This window comes from Arthrobacter sp. CAU 1506 (genome assembly GCF_005047635.1).
Classification (GTDB): Bacteria; Actinomycetota; Actinomycetes; order Actinomycetales; family Micrococcaceae; genus Crystallibacter.
Genome location: NZ_SUKC01000001.1, coordinates 507,834 through 520,998 on the forward strand (window position 1 = coordinate 507,834; position 13,165 = coordinate 520,998).

A 13,165-nucleotide genomic window follows, 5' to 3' on the forward strand; every position below is an offset into this window, starting at 1 on the left:
ACCATCCGGAAATGCCGAAAACCGGCCCCTGGAATCCACTTCCAAGAGGACAGTTGGTTTGATTGGCACAACCAAACGGAATGGACTATGATTGAGACATGCCTCCCACCCCCCGCAAACAGCCCGATCCGGGTGTCATGATCCGTGACGCCGTGGCTCAGGTGGTGCGCTGGGCCTCCCATGCCGACACGCGGAAACAGCTGTTCGATCCGCGCGAAGCCGGCCTGACACCTACCGACGTCGCCTTGCTGGAGTACATCGACGACAAGGGTCCGGTACGCGTTTCGGAGCTGGCCACGCAGCAAGGGGTGGACAAGTCCACGATGACGCCGCAGGTCCGCCGCCTTGAGGACAAGGGGCTGGTGGACAAACAGGCGGATCCCGACGACGGCCGGGCCACCCTGCTGACCGCCTCCACAGCCGGCCGGCGGATGCACCGGAACATTGGCAAGGCCGGGGCCGCCGTTGTCGACGAAATCCTGTCGGATTGGACCGACGACGACCGCGAGGCTTTTGCCCGACTCTTTACCCGTTTCGCCGAGCAGCTCCTGCGCGGTGAACCCTCCCCACGAACCGACTCGGAAAGGAACACGACCGGCGATGTCATCAAAGGCTCTTGAGCAAGGTGGCAAACACGATCTGCTCACTCTTTCTACCCGCCTGTCCGCCATCCGGCAGATGCTGGTCCTGAAAGTCCGTACCGCTGGCCTGCTGTTTCCGTTGCTGACCCTGGCCGCCACCGCGGTGTTCTGGTCCATCGTCTGGCTGCTGGACACCACACCGGTCCATGCCCTCTCCCCGGTCAACGCGCTGCTGCGGATTTACGGCACCGGCATCGCGGTGGTCGCCACCATGGTCATTGTCGGCGCCTCCCTCTGGCTGATTGCCAAGCGGCTGGGCTACGCGGACCGCTTCACCAGTGCCCTGTTCGAGCATTCCGATGACATCGGCCCCGTTCCTTCCAACGCCGTGCCGTTCACTGCCGCCGGTCCGGCTCAGGGCCCCGCTTCCCCGGCGTTGGTAGCCGACCGCATTTTTGCAGCGTTGCCGGCGGCTCCGGCCCGGCTCCAGCTGGAGGCGGCATCGAACGACGACGGCGCGCGGCCGGCTTCGGTGCTCATCGCACCGGCCCCGCTGGCTGAGTCCGTTGTCCCTGCCGTTGCGAAAGCGGACGTCCCGGCCAGCACGACGATCGTGCAGGAACCGCTTCTGGCCGAGGCATCCGCACCGGAAGCCAGCGTCCTGGCTGCTACCGCCCGGCCGCTCACCAAGGCCAATCCCCTCGCCAAGGGCAAGGGCCGCAAAAAGTAACACCCCTCTAGACCAATGACCGGCGCCAGCGAACGGGCGCCGGTCATTCTTGCCCGGACACACCAGCCGCCGGGCCACGGGCCGGGCGGGCGGCCCGCCAGTTCAGGCGCCCGGCTTGATAGCCGCCAGCCCGCGTGCCGGAGTGTCGGCCCGTCAGCTCATGCGCCGGAAGGATCCAGCAGGGCGGCAGCCGTGCCCTGGTGATCGGGGTGTCCCGTTTGCAGGGCGTACATGGCGTAGACCACGGGGCCGGCGGCCACCAGTTCCGCGCAGTGTTCTCCGAGCCGCGGCGGCACGCGCCCGCCCGCGTCCAGAAAAGCCCGGACCGTCAAGTCGAAGGCCTCGGCCGTGGACATCATGTGGTGGAGGCTGAAATCAGCTGCCGGATCGCCCACCCTCGCCGTCGTCCAATCCAGCACTGACCGGATTTCATACTCCTCGTCCAGCAGCAAATGGGCGGGGTAGAGCTCCCCATGCCCAAACGCCGTGAAGTCGGGCCAGTAGCTGTTGTCGCCGATCCATGCCGTCCAGCGCTCCATCCGTTCGTCGGCAATCCGGAACTCGGCGCTGACCGTGGCCACGTTGGTGCGCCATTCGTCGCGCACTTCGGCCGGCGTCAGCACCGGGACGCCCTTGGCCTGTGCTTCGGCCGCGCTGATCCGCTGCAGTTGGGCGATCAGGCGCCCCAGCGAGGCACAGTAGGCCGGCGACTCGCGGTCGAAATGCCAGACCGGTTCGCCGTCTTCTACCGTCAGGCCCAGCTCGCCCGGCAGTTCGGGATAGGCAATCAGCGATCGGTTTCGGATCCGCCAGTCGGGCACCGCGGCGGAGATCTTGTTCTTCACCAGGTCCAGGATCTTGGCTTCATCTGAGATCTTCGCCGACACGTCCGGCCGCCGCGGGATCCGCAGCACCCACTTCTTGCCGTCCTTGGCCGTGGCGAAGGCCACCAGGTAATCCAGCCCGGCTTCATTGAACCGCACGGATTTCGGCTGGATCGTCATCCCGTTCTGGGACGCAAGATCGGCCACGTAGTCCGGCGTGAATTCGTCCGCAGTGATCATGGCACCTTCCTTCAGCCTTGCTGCCACTGTAGCCATGTAGGCCTGTGGCGGCTACGGATGTCCCTCAGGCGACAGCACGACGGCGGTGCCCCACCCCACCGGGGTGCGGCACCGACGTCGTGCGTCCTTGCGTCAGTTGCGTCAGCGTCCGCGCGTCAGTGACTTTGCGCCAGCCGTGGACGCTTGGCGTCAGTAGCGGTCCGCCAGGTCTTCGGCAGCCACGCCCCGGCGCAGTGTGGCGCCGCGGAAGAACTCCGGGTTGCGCCGGTACATCAGCACCATCAGCACTGCCCCAAGCAGGATCACGCCGCAGCCGAGCACGAACACCAGGCCCACTCCGCCGATGGAGGAGCCGGAACCGTAGTCAGGGTCCAGCGAGTCGACGGCTGTCTGCACGAACATCACCAGCAGGATGATTCCGCCCAGCAGCGGAGCGGCGAACTTCAGCCCTAGGTTCCGCAGGGAGGTGAATGCCTCGGCCCGGAAGTACCAGACGCAGGCCAGCGCGGTGACGCCGTAGTAGAAGCAGATCATCATGCCCAGCGCGGTGATGGTGTCCCACAGCGCGTTCTCGGACAGCACCCGGGTCACCGTGTAGAACCCGCCCGCGGCAATCGCGGCGGCGACGGTCGCGTAGCTGGGCGACTTGAAGCGCGGGCTGATCTTCCCGTAGCCGGCCGGCAGCGCCTTGTAGTGTCCCATGGCCAGCATGGTCCGGGCCGGGGAGACGAACGTGGACTGCAGCGAGGCCGCCGAACTGCTCAGCACGGCCAGCGACATCAAGATGGCGAACGGCCCCATGATCGGGCCGGCCAGCGCGGCGAAGATGCTTTCCTGGTTCTCCGGGTTGCCGGCCCCGAGCCCCTCGGTGCCCACGCCGGCGTAGGCCAGCACGGCCAGTGCCACGGTCATGTAGATGACGACGATGACCAGGATGGTGGCCGTTGCGGCCCTGCCCGGAGTCTTTTCCGGATTCTTGGTCTCCTCGTTCATGGTCAGCGTGACGTCCCAGCCCCAGAAGATGAAGATGGACAGCGAAATGCCGGCAGCGAAGGCAGAGAAGGACTCCACGCCGAACGGGTTGAACCAGTCGGCCGAGATTTCCAGCGCGTTGAACGCGGTGCCGCCGGCCACGTGCCCGAAGGCGGCTACCGCAAACCAGATCAGCACCACCACTTGGAACGCCACCAACACGTACTGGAAGGTCTTGGTGGTCTCCATGCCCCGGTACGAGATCCAGCAGGCCAGTCCGATGAATACCCAGGTGGTGGCGATGTTCAGCGGGAGGTTGTTGGTCAGGTCGGCGAGCGCCTCGTTGCCGGTGACCTGGGCGAGCATCAGGTAGAAGAAGTCCACCGCCACCGCCGCCAGGTTGGACAGCACGATCACCGTGGCGGCGATCAGCCCCCAGCCGCCCATCCAGCCCATCCACGGGCCGAAGGCGCGGGTGGCCCAGGTGAACGACGTGCCCGAGTCCGGCATGGCGTTGTTCAGTTCCCGGTAGCCCAGCGCAACCAGGAGCATCGGGATGAAGCCCACCAGGAAGATCGCCGGCAGATGCACGCCCACTTCCGCAATGGTGGGGCCGAGCGCGCCGGTCAGCGTGTAGGCCGGGGCAATGCAGGAAACACCGATGACGACGGCGCCCAGCAGGCCGACCGACCCCGACTTCAATCCCTTGCGGCTCAACCCGCCCGGAGCCTTTCCGGCCCGTTCAATGGTGCTGGTCATGGTCATGCCTCCTGGTGGCCGTCGTCGTCGAAAAGTTCCGGAGCCTCGGACAGCTCGGGGTTGTCAGTGGGTAGTGGCGAGCTCCGATAGCCGCGAGGCACCACCACCATGGGCACCGGCAGGGCGCGGAGCACCTTGCTGGCGGTCGCCCCGAGGAACAGCCGGCTATGGGGTGCCAGCCGGCTGGAACCGATCAGCATCACTTCCCCGTCGTCCCACTCCAGCGCATCGATGGCGTCCTCGATGGAGCGGCCTTGCGCAACGTGGGCCGTCACCCGGCCGGCCAGCATGGTTTCGGCCTGGGCCAGGCGCTCCTTCATCTGGGTTTCGGCACGGGACACGGCGTCCAGGTCGGACGAATCGAGCGTCACCAGCGAGAGCAGGCGCAGGGCCAGTCCGCGCCGCCGGGCTGCATCCAGGGCGACGTGCAACACGTCGTCGGCGCCGGCCCGATTGCCCAGCCCGACGGTGATTCGGGTGACCGGCTCGGTGCGGCGGTAGCCCCGGGGCGCCAGGGCCACCGGCACCGTCGAGGCATGGAGCAGCCCGCTGGCCACCGTTCCCACGCTGAAGCGGCGGAACACGCTGCTGCGTCCGGCGCCGATCACGATCAGCGCGGCATCGAATTCCTCGGCCGCAGCAATCAGGCCTTCTGCGTTCGATTCGGCCCGGCGCACGTGGGCGCGGGCCGTCACGTCGTCGGGAACCAGGCTGAGCCCTTCGGCCAGCCACTCCTGGATCTGGTCGGAGAGAATCGCGTCGTATCCGGATTCCGGCCTGGGGTAGGCACCCGAGTACGGCGAGGACTCCGCCAGCACCATGACCAGGTCCAGGCTCCCGCCCTGTCGGCGTGCCAACGCCGTTGCCAGATTAATCGCTTCGCGTCCGCTGTCGGTGGCCGTGTAGGCAACAACGTACCGGCGCACGCCCTAGCCCTTCAGCCCGGCAGCACCGGCCAGCTCGCCGCGAGACGCAGCATGTGCCGCCAGGATGCGGGCGGCGGTCGCGTGGCCCATCCGCACTGCGCCGTCCACATGTTGGTAGCCGGCACCGGCCAGGTCGGAGCAGGACCAGTAGATCGGCCCCACCGGCGCCAACTGGTCCTTGCCGTAGCGGGACAGCCCGCCCAGATCGTAGCTGGCGGCATACGCGCCGCGGGTCCACTCTTCGGAACCCCAGTCGGACTCGTAGTACACCACCGGGTCCAGTGCAGCCGGGCCGAGGTAGTCGGCAATGGCGGAGAGGATCGCGGCCTTGCGCTCTTCCGGGCTGAGCTCGAACATGGCGTCGGCCTTTTCATCGCTCACGAAACCGACCAGGGTGCCGCGGGAGTCCGCGTGGTTGGTGTTGTCGTAGACCTCCTGCACCACCGACCCCGCGCCGAAGCAGGTGCCGGAGAGGCCGTCGGCCCGCCAGAACGGGGTCTCATAGACGGCGTGGACCTTGATCACCAGGCCCAGTGACTGGTGCTGGTGCATCTGGTGCTGCCGGCGCGGCAGTGGCGGCTCGAAGGAGACCCGCGAATACAGGTTCGGCGGCACGGCCATCACGGCGTGCCGGGCCTCAACGGTGACGCCGTCCGCGATGGCGGTCACGCCGTCGTCGTCCCAGCGCAGCGCGCGCACCGGAGCGTTCAGCAGTACGTCCTCGCCCAGTTCGGCGGCCATCCGGACGGACACCTCCTGCATGCCGCCCACCACGCGCTTGTCCAGGATGAAGTCGTCGTCCACCAGGTTACTGAACGAGCCCGCCGACGCGGCCATCAGCACCGCCTGCAGCACGGAGAAGGAATGCGCGGGCTTGGTCAGCATGCCGCCGGCCACGAACAGGCCGATGTTGTTGCAGGCCTCCTCATCGGCAGACTGCTGGCGCAGCCAGTGGTGGAAGGAGATGGTGTCCAGCTCGCGCGCCTTCGGATGCGCCCACGGCTCCTCCGCGCCCACCTCGGCCGCCAGGGCATCCAGCAGGCCGATCAGCCGGTTCATTTCCGCCTCGGTGGAGTCACTGACCGGGAACATGGCGCCGGTGTAGCGCTTGGCCTCGCCGACGGGATCCAGGTAGATGCTCTGGCCGTCGCGGTAGCGGCTGTAGGTCTCCAGGCCCAGCTCCCCCAGCAGTTCCAGCAGGGCCGTCTGGTCCGGGGACACCCACTGGCCGCCGATCTCGAGCATGGCGCCGTCCACCACATCGGTCCAGGTGCGGCCCCCCACACGGTCCCGCGCCTCCAGCACCGCCACGGACAAACCTGCCCGCTTCAGGTCACGTGCCGCGGTCAGCCCGGAAGGTCCGGCCCCGATTACCACAACGTCCCGCTTCAACTTGCTCACTGTTGCTCAACTCCCGTTAGTACTGCTGCGGAACGCGGCCTGTTTCCGGCCTCCGCCTAAATGAACTGCATTCATTTAACGTCCACTGTAACCTGCACCACAGGATCTTGAAAAGGCTTGCGTAGGATGGTGACACGGGTTGTACCGCCGCAGCCCCGAGGGGACAAGGAAGAAGGAGTTTGTCGTGACAACACGCTCGGCGCGCGACGATGCCCCTGCCCCTCCCCCGAACGGACATCGGCCGGCCGGCCGCCCCACCGAGAAGCTGCTCTCCAAGGAGCTCATGACGACGGCGGCGCTCGGCCTGATCGAAACGCGCGGCTATGAGGGACTGACCATGTCCGGGTTGGCCCGCAGCCTGGGCGTGGCCCCGTCGGCGCTGTACAACCACGTGGCCTCCAAGCACGACGTCCTGCTGCTGCTGCAGGACCACCTGATGGCCCGCGTCGACGTGGCTGCCTTCTCCGAACTTCCGTGGCCGGACGCGGTGCGCCGCTGGGCCTGGTCCTACCGGGACGTCTTCACGCACCACGCCCCGCTGATTCCGGTCATTGCGGTGCTGCCCGTGACCGGTGCGCCGCACACGCTGGCCATGTACGAGGCGGTGGCGGCCGGCTTCCTGCGCGCGGGCTGGCCTGAACCTCAGGTGGTGCCGGCGATCGTGGCGCTGGAGTCCTTCATTTTCGGTTCGGCCTTCGATGTGACAGCGCCCGCCGACATCTTCGAATCAGGAGAGCTGGCCGCGGCGAACCCGGTCTTCACTTCCGCTGTGCGGACGCAGGATCTCAGCGACACCGGATCGGCCGCCGACGCCGCCTTCCAGCTGGGGCTCGAGGCCCTGATCGCCGGGCTGCAGGCACAGCTCAAAGCCGCCCAGTCCGCCTAATCTTGGCGCACCCGGCCTGGCTCCCGAGCCCGGTAGCCAGACACCTCTTCGCTTCGCTCGCGTCGCCTCATCGGCTGTCCCCAACGACTGTTCAGATAACGCCCTTTTCAGGCCCGAACGGGCGTTATCTGAATAGTCGATCTGGATGGAGGTTGGGCTTACAGCAGCCGGCGGGCTCCGTCCGCCGGGAGCACGGTAAACAGCTCGGGTTGCCGGTATCTGCGCGAGGCGAAAGCCCGCAAGACCGCATCCCGCACCTTATCCAGGTCACCCACGGGAACCAGCGCGATGGCGGACCCGCCGAATCCCCCGCCGGTCATCCGGGCGCCGAGTGCGCCGTTGGCCTGGGCGGTATCCACGGCTAGGTCGAGCTCGGGACAGGAAATCTCGAAGTCGTCGCGCATGGAACCGTGGCTGGCGTCGAGCAGCCGGCCGATGGCCGCAGGCCCCTCGGAGCGCAATACCTTCACCGTCTCCACCACGCGCTGGTTCTCGGCCACGATATGTCGGGCGCGGCGGAACGTCTCTTCGTCGAGCAACTGCTGTGCTTCCGGCAGCCGGTCCAGCGGAACCTCGCGCAGCAGCGGCACGCCCAGGGCTTCCGCCGCCCGGGTGCAGGAGTCGCGGCGGCGGGCATAGTCACCGGTGGCGTGGGCGTGCGAAACCTTGGTATCCAGGACCAGGCAAACCAAGCCGGCGGCGTCCAACTCCAGCGGTACCAGCTGCACCTCTTCGCTGCGGCAGTCCAAGAAGACGGCGGATCCGGCGGCACCAAACAGGGAGGCGTACTGGTCCATGATGCCGGTAGGGGCGCCGACCATGTCGTTCTCGGCCCGGCGTCCGACGGCGGCCAGTGCCCGCCGGTCCAGCCGCGCCAGTCCACCTGGGCCACCGGGTTCACCCGGCCCGCCCGGCCCGCCCAGCGCAGCCAATCCTCCCCGCCGAACCGAGCCATCCAGCCCAGCCAGTTCAGCCAGGCCCACCGCCACGGCGCACTCGAGCGCCGCGGACGAGGACAGTCCGGCACCCACCGGCACGTCGGAGTCCACCAGCAGGTCGAAGCCGGGCAGCCGCACCCCGGCCTGCTCCAGTGCCCAGGCCACGCCCAGCGGGTAGGCAGCCCAGCCGGTCACGGCGCCCGGGCGCAGGCCATCCAGGTCGACTTCCACGGCTTCGGTCCCGGACAGGGCGGAGGCAACCCGGACGGTGCGGTCGCCACGGACCGCAAGCGCCGCCGTCGTTGTTTTGTCGATGGCGAACGGCAGCACAAAACCGCCGTTGTAGTCGGTGTGCTCGCCGATCAGGTTCACCCGTCCGGGCCCGGCCCATACCCCGGCCGGCGTGCGGCCAAACCGTGCGGCGAAAGCGTCAGCGGTGCGGGCGGCCAGGGCGTCGGCGCTCACTGCCCGCTCCTGGCGTCCGCATCAGTCCGGACAGCGTCCGCATCAGTCCCGTCGCCGGCCGCATCAGTCCCGGCGCCATCCGCACCAGTTCCGCCAGCGACCACACCGGCCCTGCCGGCATCCGCACCGGCCCCGCCGCCGGCCGCCCGCAGCGCCTCCGCGACCTGTTCGGGCAACGTGTCGTTGATGAAGGCACCCATCGCCGCCTCGGAGCCAGCCAGGTACTTGAGCTTGTCCGCCGCCCGGCGCGGCGAGGTCAGCTGCAGGTGCAGGTAGCCGGATTCGCGCAGCGCCGGATCCACGGGCGCCTGATGCCACGCGGCGATGTAGGGCGTGGGGCTGTCGTAGAGCGCGTCGAAGCGTCCCAGCAGCTGCGGGTACAGCTCCGCCAGCTCGTCCCGCTCGGCGCCGGTGAGTCCGGCCAGGTCCGCCACCTGCCGGTGCGGCACCAGATGCACCTCCAGCGGCCAGCGCGCGGCGAACGGCACGTAGGCGCTGAAATGTTCACCCTCGAGCACCATCCGCGAGCCGTCGGAACGCTCCTTCGCCAGCACCGATCCGGTCAGCGTCTCCCGCCCTCCGGACGCGGCAAAGTGCTGCTGCGCGGCCGCCGCCATCACCGCCCCGCGCGGCGGTAGGTACGAGTAGGCATAAATCTGTCCGTGCGGATGGTGCAGCGTGACGCCGATCTGCGCACCGCGGTTCTCGAAGCAGAACACCTGTGCCACCCCGTCCATCGCGCTCAGCGCGGCGGTCCGGTGCGCCCACGCGTCGATCACGGTCCGCACCCGGCGGGTGTCCAGGCCGGTGAACGAGCCGGTGTGTGCCGAGGTGAAGGAGACCACCTCGCAGCGTCCGCCGGCGGTGTCGGCCCGGCCCCAGGTCGGGTGTTCCGGCACCGCCAGCAGGTCCGGACCGAGCGAGGGAAACCGGTTCTCGAATACGGCCACGTCATAGTCCGCGGCCGGGATCTCGGAGGCGTAGTCGGGCGTGCTGGGGCACAGCGGGCAGGCGTCGGCCGGCGGCAAGTAGGTGCGGGTCTGCCGGTGCGCGGCCAGCGCCACCCACTCCCCGGTCAGCACGTCGTACCGCAGCTCGCCGGCGGGCGTCCGTTCGGGAAGCTCCCGGGTGTCCTGTGTGGTCCGCGGAACCGGCTGCGCACCGTCGTCGAAATACAGCAGTTCCCGCCCGTCCGCCAGCCGGGTACTGGTCACGGCGGTGACCGGCTCCCCTTCCGGAACAACGACGGCGGTGCCCGCCACGGGCGCATCCTGTTCCGTCACGCCGGTTCCCCCGTTTCGGAGGCCACCAGCAGGTTGACGCCGAGTTCGGCATAGCGTGACCGGACCTCGTCCGGGATGCCGGCGTCGGTGATCAGCGTGTCCACCGCGGCCAGGGGGACGATCGGCGCGAGCGCACGGATACCGAACTTGGTGTGGTCGGCCAGCACCACCAGCCGGTCAGCCGACTCGGCGAGTGCGGCGTTCGTGTCCGCCTCCGCCAGGTTGGGCGTGCTGAGCCCGCCGTCCGGGTGGATGCCGTGCACCCCCAAAAAGCACATGTCCACGTGCAGCGACCGGATCGCGGCGGTGGCCACCGGGCCCACCAGCGCTTCCGACGGCGTGCGCTCGCCGCCGGTCATGATGACGGTCGCTTCGCCGCCGGTGGAGCGCCGGGCGACGTCCGCCCCGGTCAGCGAGTTCGTGACTACCGTCAGTCCCTCCAGCCCGGCCAGCAGGCCGGCCAGGCAATAAGTGGTGGTGCCGGCCGAGATCGCAATCGTGGCCCCGGGCCGCAGCAGTTCCCGAGCGGCCCGGCCGATGGCCAGCTTCGCCTGCCGCTGCCGGCCAAGATTCACGCTGAACCCCGGCTCCGCTTCCTGCGTGCCGCGCAGCCGGGTGGCTCCGCCGTGCACCTTGCGCAGCACGCCCTCGCCGTCGAGCGCCTCAATGTCCCGGCGCACGGTCATCTCGGATACGTTCAGCGCTTGCGCCACTTCGGAAACGCGCACGGTTTCGCGGACGCTGAGTTCCTGCAGCACATAGCGCCGCCGTTCCGGTGCCAGCATGGCCGGGCCTCCCACAGATCGATCAAATCCGCACTTTCTCCCTCAAAGTAGCACAGCATCGCACAACGACGTCGGTCCCCGTCTGCGAAAGGCGGGGCACCGACGTCGTGCTGTCCCGGAGGGGACGGTTGCGCAGACGGATTCTGCGGTTTGCTGGATCGGGGTTGCCTCGGGCCAGACCTCGCCCGGCCGGCAGTGCGGCGGACGCGTTGTAGCGACCGGCATCGAACTGGCGCCGCGCCTCAGCCGCTAACGCGGTGCCTCATCGGCTAACGCGTTGCCTCAGCCGCTATAGAAGTGCGGCCGCTTCAGCTGCTGTGTTTCGCGGCGCAGCTGACGCAGTACTGCGCTTCCGGCCTGATCTCCAGGCGCTCACGCGGGATCGGATTGCCGCAGGACGTGCACCGGCCGTAGGTCCCGTCTTCCAGCCGTTCGCGGGCAGCAGCGATGTTGGCCAGCGCCTTTTCCGTGCTAACCAGCAGCGCTACTTCGCGGGCCCGTTCCAGCGTGGCCGTCGACCCTTCGGGGTCGTGCTCGTCGTCGGCCGGGATGTCGCGGGTCGCCGCGGTGACTTCGGCGATGTCCACGGTGAGGCGTTCAACTTGTGCCCGGTCGGACGCCTCCCGAGCATCCAGCAAGGCAGCGAAATGCGCCACCTCGTCCTGGGTTAGCTGGTCGCTCATGCTGGCCTCCTATCCACGCACAGTCCGGCATTATCCGAACCGGAGTGCCCCTAGAATACGCCGTTGTGGCAGCCGCGGAACCGTCTGCCGACAAAAGGCCGGACAACCGCCAGGGTCAGCCGTTGAGCTTGCCGGCCATCCGCTCGCGCATGGCCACGCTGGCAGAGTTCAGCCCGATGATCCGGACTTCTTTTCCGTGGTTCCGGTACTTCTCGGTGATCGCATCGAGCGCCACCACCGTGGAGGCATCCCAGAGGTGCGAGGCGTGCATGTCGATGACCACCTTGTCCGGGTCCAGCGCATAGTCGAACTGCGTGTAGAGGTCGTTCGAGGACGCGAAGAACAACTCGCCGTCGACCACATAGGTAGCGGTCTCTTTGCCGTTCACCTCCAGCACGGTCCGCTCCACCGTCACCAGATGCGACACCCGGTTAGCGAAGAGCACCATGGCGGTCAGCACACCGAGTCCCACGCCGACGGCCAGGTTGTGGGTGGCCACGGTGGCGACCACGGTGACCAGCATGACGGCGGTCTCGCTCTTCGGCATCATCTTCAAGGTCGAGGGCTTGATGCTGTGCCAGTCGAAGGTCGCGCAGGACACGAAGATCATCACCGCCACCAGGGCGGCCATCGGGATCAGCGCCACCACGTCGCCCAGAACCACTACCAGAATCAGCAGGAACACGCCGGCCAGGAAGGTGGAGATCCGCGTCCGGCTCCCCGAAGCCCGGACATTGATCATGGTCTGGCCGATCATCGCGCAGCCACCCATCCCGCCAAAGAAGCCGGTGATGATGTTGGCCGCTCCCTGACCCCACGACTCCCGGGTCTTGGACGAACGGGTGTCGGTGATGTCATCCACCAGCTTGGCCGTCATCAGCGATTCGAGCAGGCCCACGAAAGCCATGGTCAGGGCATACGGGAAGACGACGCCGAAGGTGTCCCAACTCAGCGGCACTTGGGGGAAGAACAGGGCGGGCAGGCTGTCCGGCAGTTCGCCCTTGTCCCCTACAGTCGGCACGGCAACAGACGCGAACACCGTGATCAGCGTCAGCACCACAATCGCCACCAGCGGCGCCGGCACCGCACGGGTCAATTTCGGCAGGCCAAAAACAATCGCCAGCGCCAAGGCGGTCAGTGGGTACACCAGCCACGGAACGCCCAGAAGCTCGGGCACCTGCGCCATAAACACCAAGATCGCCAATGCGTTGACGAAGCCCACCATCACCTGCCGCGGGATGAACCGCATCAGCTTGGCCACACCGAGCAGCGCCAGCAGCACCTGCAACACCCCGGCCAGGATCACGGCTGCCACCAGATAGTCCAGTCCGTGGCTGTCCATCAGCGGGGCAATCACCAGCGCCACCGCGCCGGTGGCCGCGGAGATCATCGCCGGCCGGCCGCCCAGGAAGGCAATGGATACGGCCATGGTGAAGGATGCGAACAGCCCGATGCGCGGATCGACGCCGGCGATGATGGAGAACGCAATGGCCTCCGGGATCAGGGCCAGCGCCACCACCAGCCCGCCGAGCACTTCGGTCTTCAGCAGCCGCGGTGATTTGAGCGTCCGCAGGACGGACTGACGTTCTTCGGGAGTCAGGTCCGGCTGCGCGGTCATCTTGGGCACCGGGGGCTCCGATCTTGTGGTGGGGGAACGATCAATTCTACCGGCGGCCCGTGGCCAGAGGTGCT

General features: G+C 67.9%; 12 protein-coding genes. 3 read left to right on the plus strand and 9 right to left on the minus strand.

The window, feature by feature from the left end; translation table 11 throughout:
- Positions 1-98 precede the first annotated feature (98 nt).
- Positions 99-620, plus strand: coding sequence for a MarR family transcriptional regulator (locus tag E4J89_RS02210; RefSeq protein WP_136784438.1), 522 nt, complete (start codon positions 99-101; stop codon positions 618-620).
- Positions 601-1,311, plus strand: a complete 711-nt coding sequence (locus E4J89_RS02215) for a hypothetical protein (protein WP_136784439.1) — start codon at positions 601-603, stop codon at positions 1,309-1,311. Before E4J89_RS02210 ends, E4J89_RS02215 begins: the two co-directional genes overlap by 20 nt.
- A gap of 158 nt (positions 1,312-1,469) precedes the next feature.
- On the opposite strand, the gene E4J89_RS02220 is transcribed toward E4J89_RS02215, so the two are convergent.
- From E4J89_RS02220 to E4J89_RS02235, 4 genes are all read right to left on the minus strand, one after another.
- Positions 1,470-2,375 carry a macrolide 2'-phosphotransferase gene (locus E4J89_RS02220; RefSeq protein ID WP_136784440.1) on the minus strand — a complete coding sequence of 302 codons (906 nt, stop codon included), beginning with the start codon at positions 2,373-2,375 and terminating at the stop codon, positions 1,470-1,472.
- 189 nt (positions 2,376-2,564) lie between these two features.
- Entirely contained in the window at positions 2,565-4,106 is a 1,542-nt protein-coding gene (locus E4J89_RS02225) for an APC family permease (protein ID WP_136784441.1), read from the minus strand.
- A 2-nt stretch (positions 4,107-4,108) separates the two neighbouring features.
- The gene (locus tag E4J89_RS02230) at positions 4,109-5,032 is read right to left on the minus strand and encodes a universal stress protein (RefSeq protein WP_136784442.1); all 924 of its coding nucleotides are present in this window, start codon (positions 5,030-5,032) and stop codon (positions 4,109-4,111) included.
- Positions 5,033-5,035: 3 nt separating this feature from the next.
- Entirely contained in the window at positions 5,036-6,433 is a 1,398-nt protein-coding gene (locus tag E4J89_RS02235) for an NAD(P)/FAD-dependent oxidoreductase (protein WP_136784443.1), read from the minus strand.
- A gap of 184 nt (positions 6,434-6,617) precedes the next feature.
- Between E4J89_RS02235 and E4J89_RS02240 the strand changes: the two genes are divergently transcribed.
- Positions 6,618-7,319, plus strand: a complete 702-nt coding sequence (locus tag E4J89_RS02240) for a TetR/AcrR family transcriptional regulator C-terminal domain-containing protein (RefSeq protein ID WP_240691636.1) — start codon at positions 6,618-6,620, stop codon at positions 7,317-7,319.
- Between the two features lie 158 nt (positions 7,320-7,477).
- On the opposite strand, the gene E4J89_RS02245 is transcribed toward E4J89_RS02240, so the two are convergent.
- The 5 genes from E4J89_RS02245 to E4J89_RS02265 form a co-directional block, all read right to left on the minus strand.
- Positions 7,478-8,707 carry a galactokinase gene (locus E4J89_RS02245; protein WP_136784577.1) on the minus strand — a complete coding sequence of 410 codons (1,230 nt, stop codon included), beginning with the start codon at positions 8,705-8,707 and terminating at the stop codon, positions 7,478-7,480.
- Between the two features lie 11 nt (positions 8,708-8,718).
- Positions 8,719-10,005 carry a galactose-1-phosphate uridylyltransferase gene (gene galT, locus E4J89_RS02250; RefSeq protein ID WP_240691637.1) on the minus strand — a complete coding sequence of 429 codons (1,287 nt, stop codon included), beginning with the start codon at positions 10,003-10,005 and terminating at the stop codon, positions 8,719-8,721.
- The gene (locus E4J89_RS02255) at positions 10,002-10,790 is read right to left on the minus strand and encodes a DeoR/GlpR family DNA-binding transcription regulator (RefSeq protein ID WP_136784444.1); all 789 of its coding nucleotides are present in this window, start codon (positions 10,788-10,790) and stop codon (positions 10,002-10,004) included. The genes galT and E4J89_RS02255 overlap by 4 nt, the downstream gene beginning before the upstream one ends.
- Before the next feature lie 308 nt (positions 10,791-11,098).
- Positions 11,099-11,473 (minus strand): TraR/DksA C4-type zinc finger protein, encoded by a 375-nt coding sequence (locus E4J89_RS02260; RefSeq protein WP_136784446.1) that lies wholly within the window; start codon positions 11,471-11,473, stop codon positions 11,099-11,101.
- Between the two features lie 115 nt (positions 11,474-11,588).
- Positions 11,589-13,091: a SulP family inorganic anion transporter gene (locus E4J89_RS02265; RefSeq protein WP_205754381.1), complete on the minus strand. Its 1,503-nt coding sequence runs from the start codon at positions 13,089-13,091 to the stop codon at positions 11,589-11,591.
- Positions 13,092-13,165: the final 74 nt, after the last annotated feature.

Coding starts and splice junctions, on each gene's coding strand:
- E4J89_RS02210 (WP_136784438.1), top strand. CDS start 99: ATGCCTCCCACCCCCCGCAAACAGCCCGATCCGGGTGTCATGATCCGT.
- E4J89_RS02215 (WP_136784439.1), top strand. CDS start 601: ATGTCATCAAAGGCTCTTGAGCAAGGTGGCAAACACGATCTGCTCACT.
- E4J89_RS02220 (WP_136784440.1), bottom strand. CDS start 2,375: ATGATCACTGCGGACGAATTCACGCCGGACTACGTGGCCGATCTTGCG.
- E4J89_RS02225 (WP_136784441.1), bottom strand. CDS start 4,106: ATGACCAGCACCATTGAACGGGCCGGAAAGGCTCCGGGCGGGTTGAGC.
- E4J89_RS02255 (WP_136784444.1), bottom strand. CDS start 10,790: ATGCTGGCACCGGAACGGCGGCGCTATGTGCTGCAGGAACTCAGCGTC.
- E4J89_RS02260 (WP_136784446.1), bottom strand. CDS start 11,473: ATGAGCGACCAGCTAACCCAGGACGAGGTGGCGCATTTCGCTGCCTTG.
- E4J89_RS02265 (WP_205754381.1), bottom strand. CDS start 13,091: ATGACCGCGCAGCCGGACCTGACTCCCGAAGAACGTCAGTCCGTCCTG.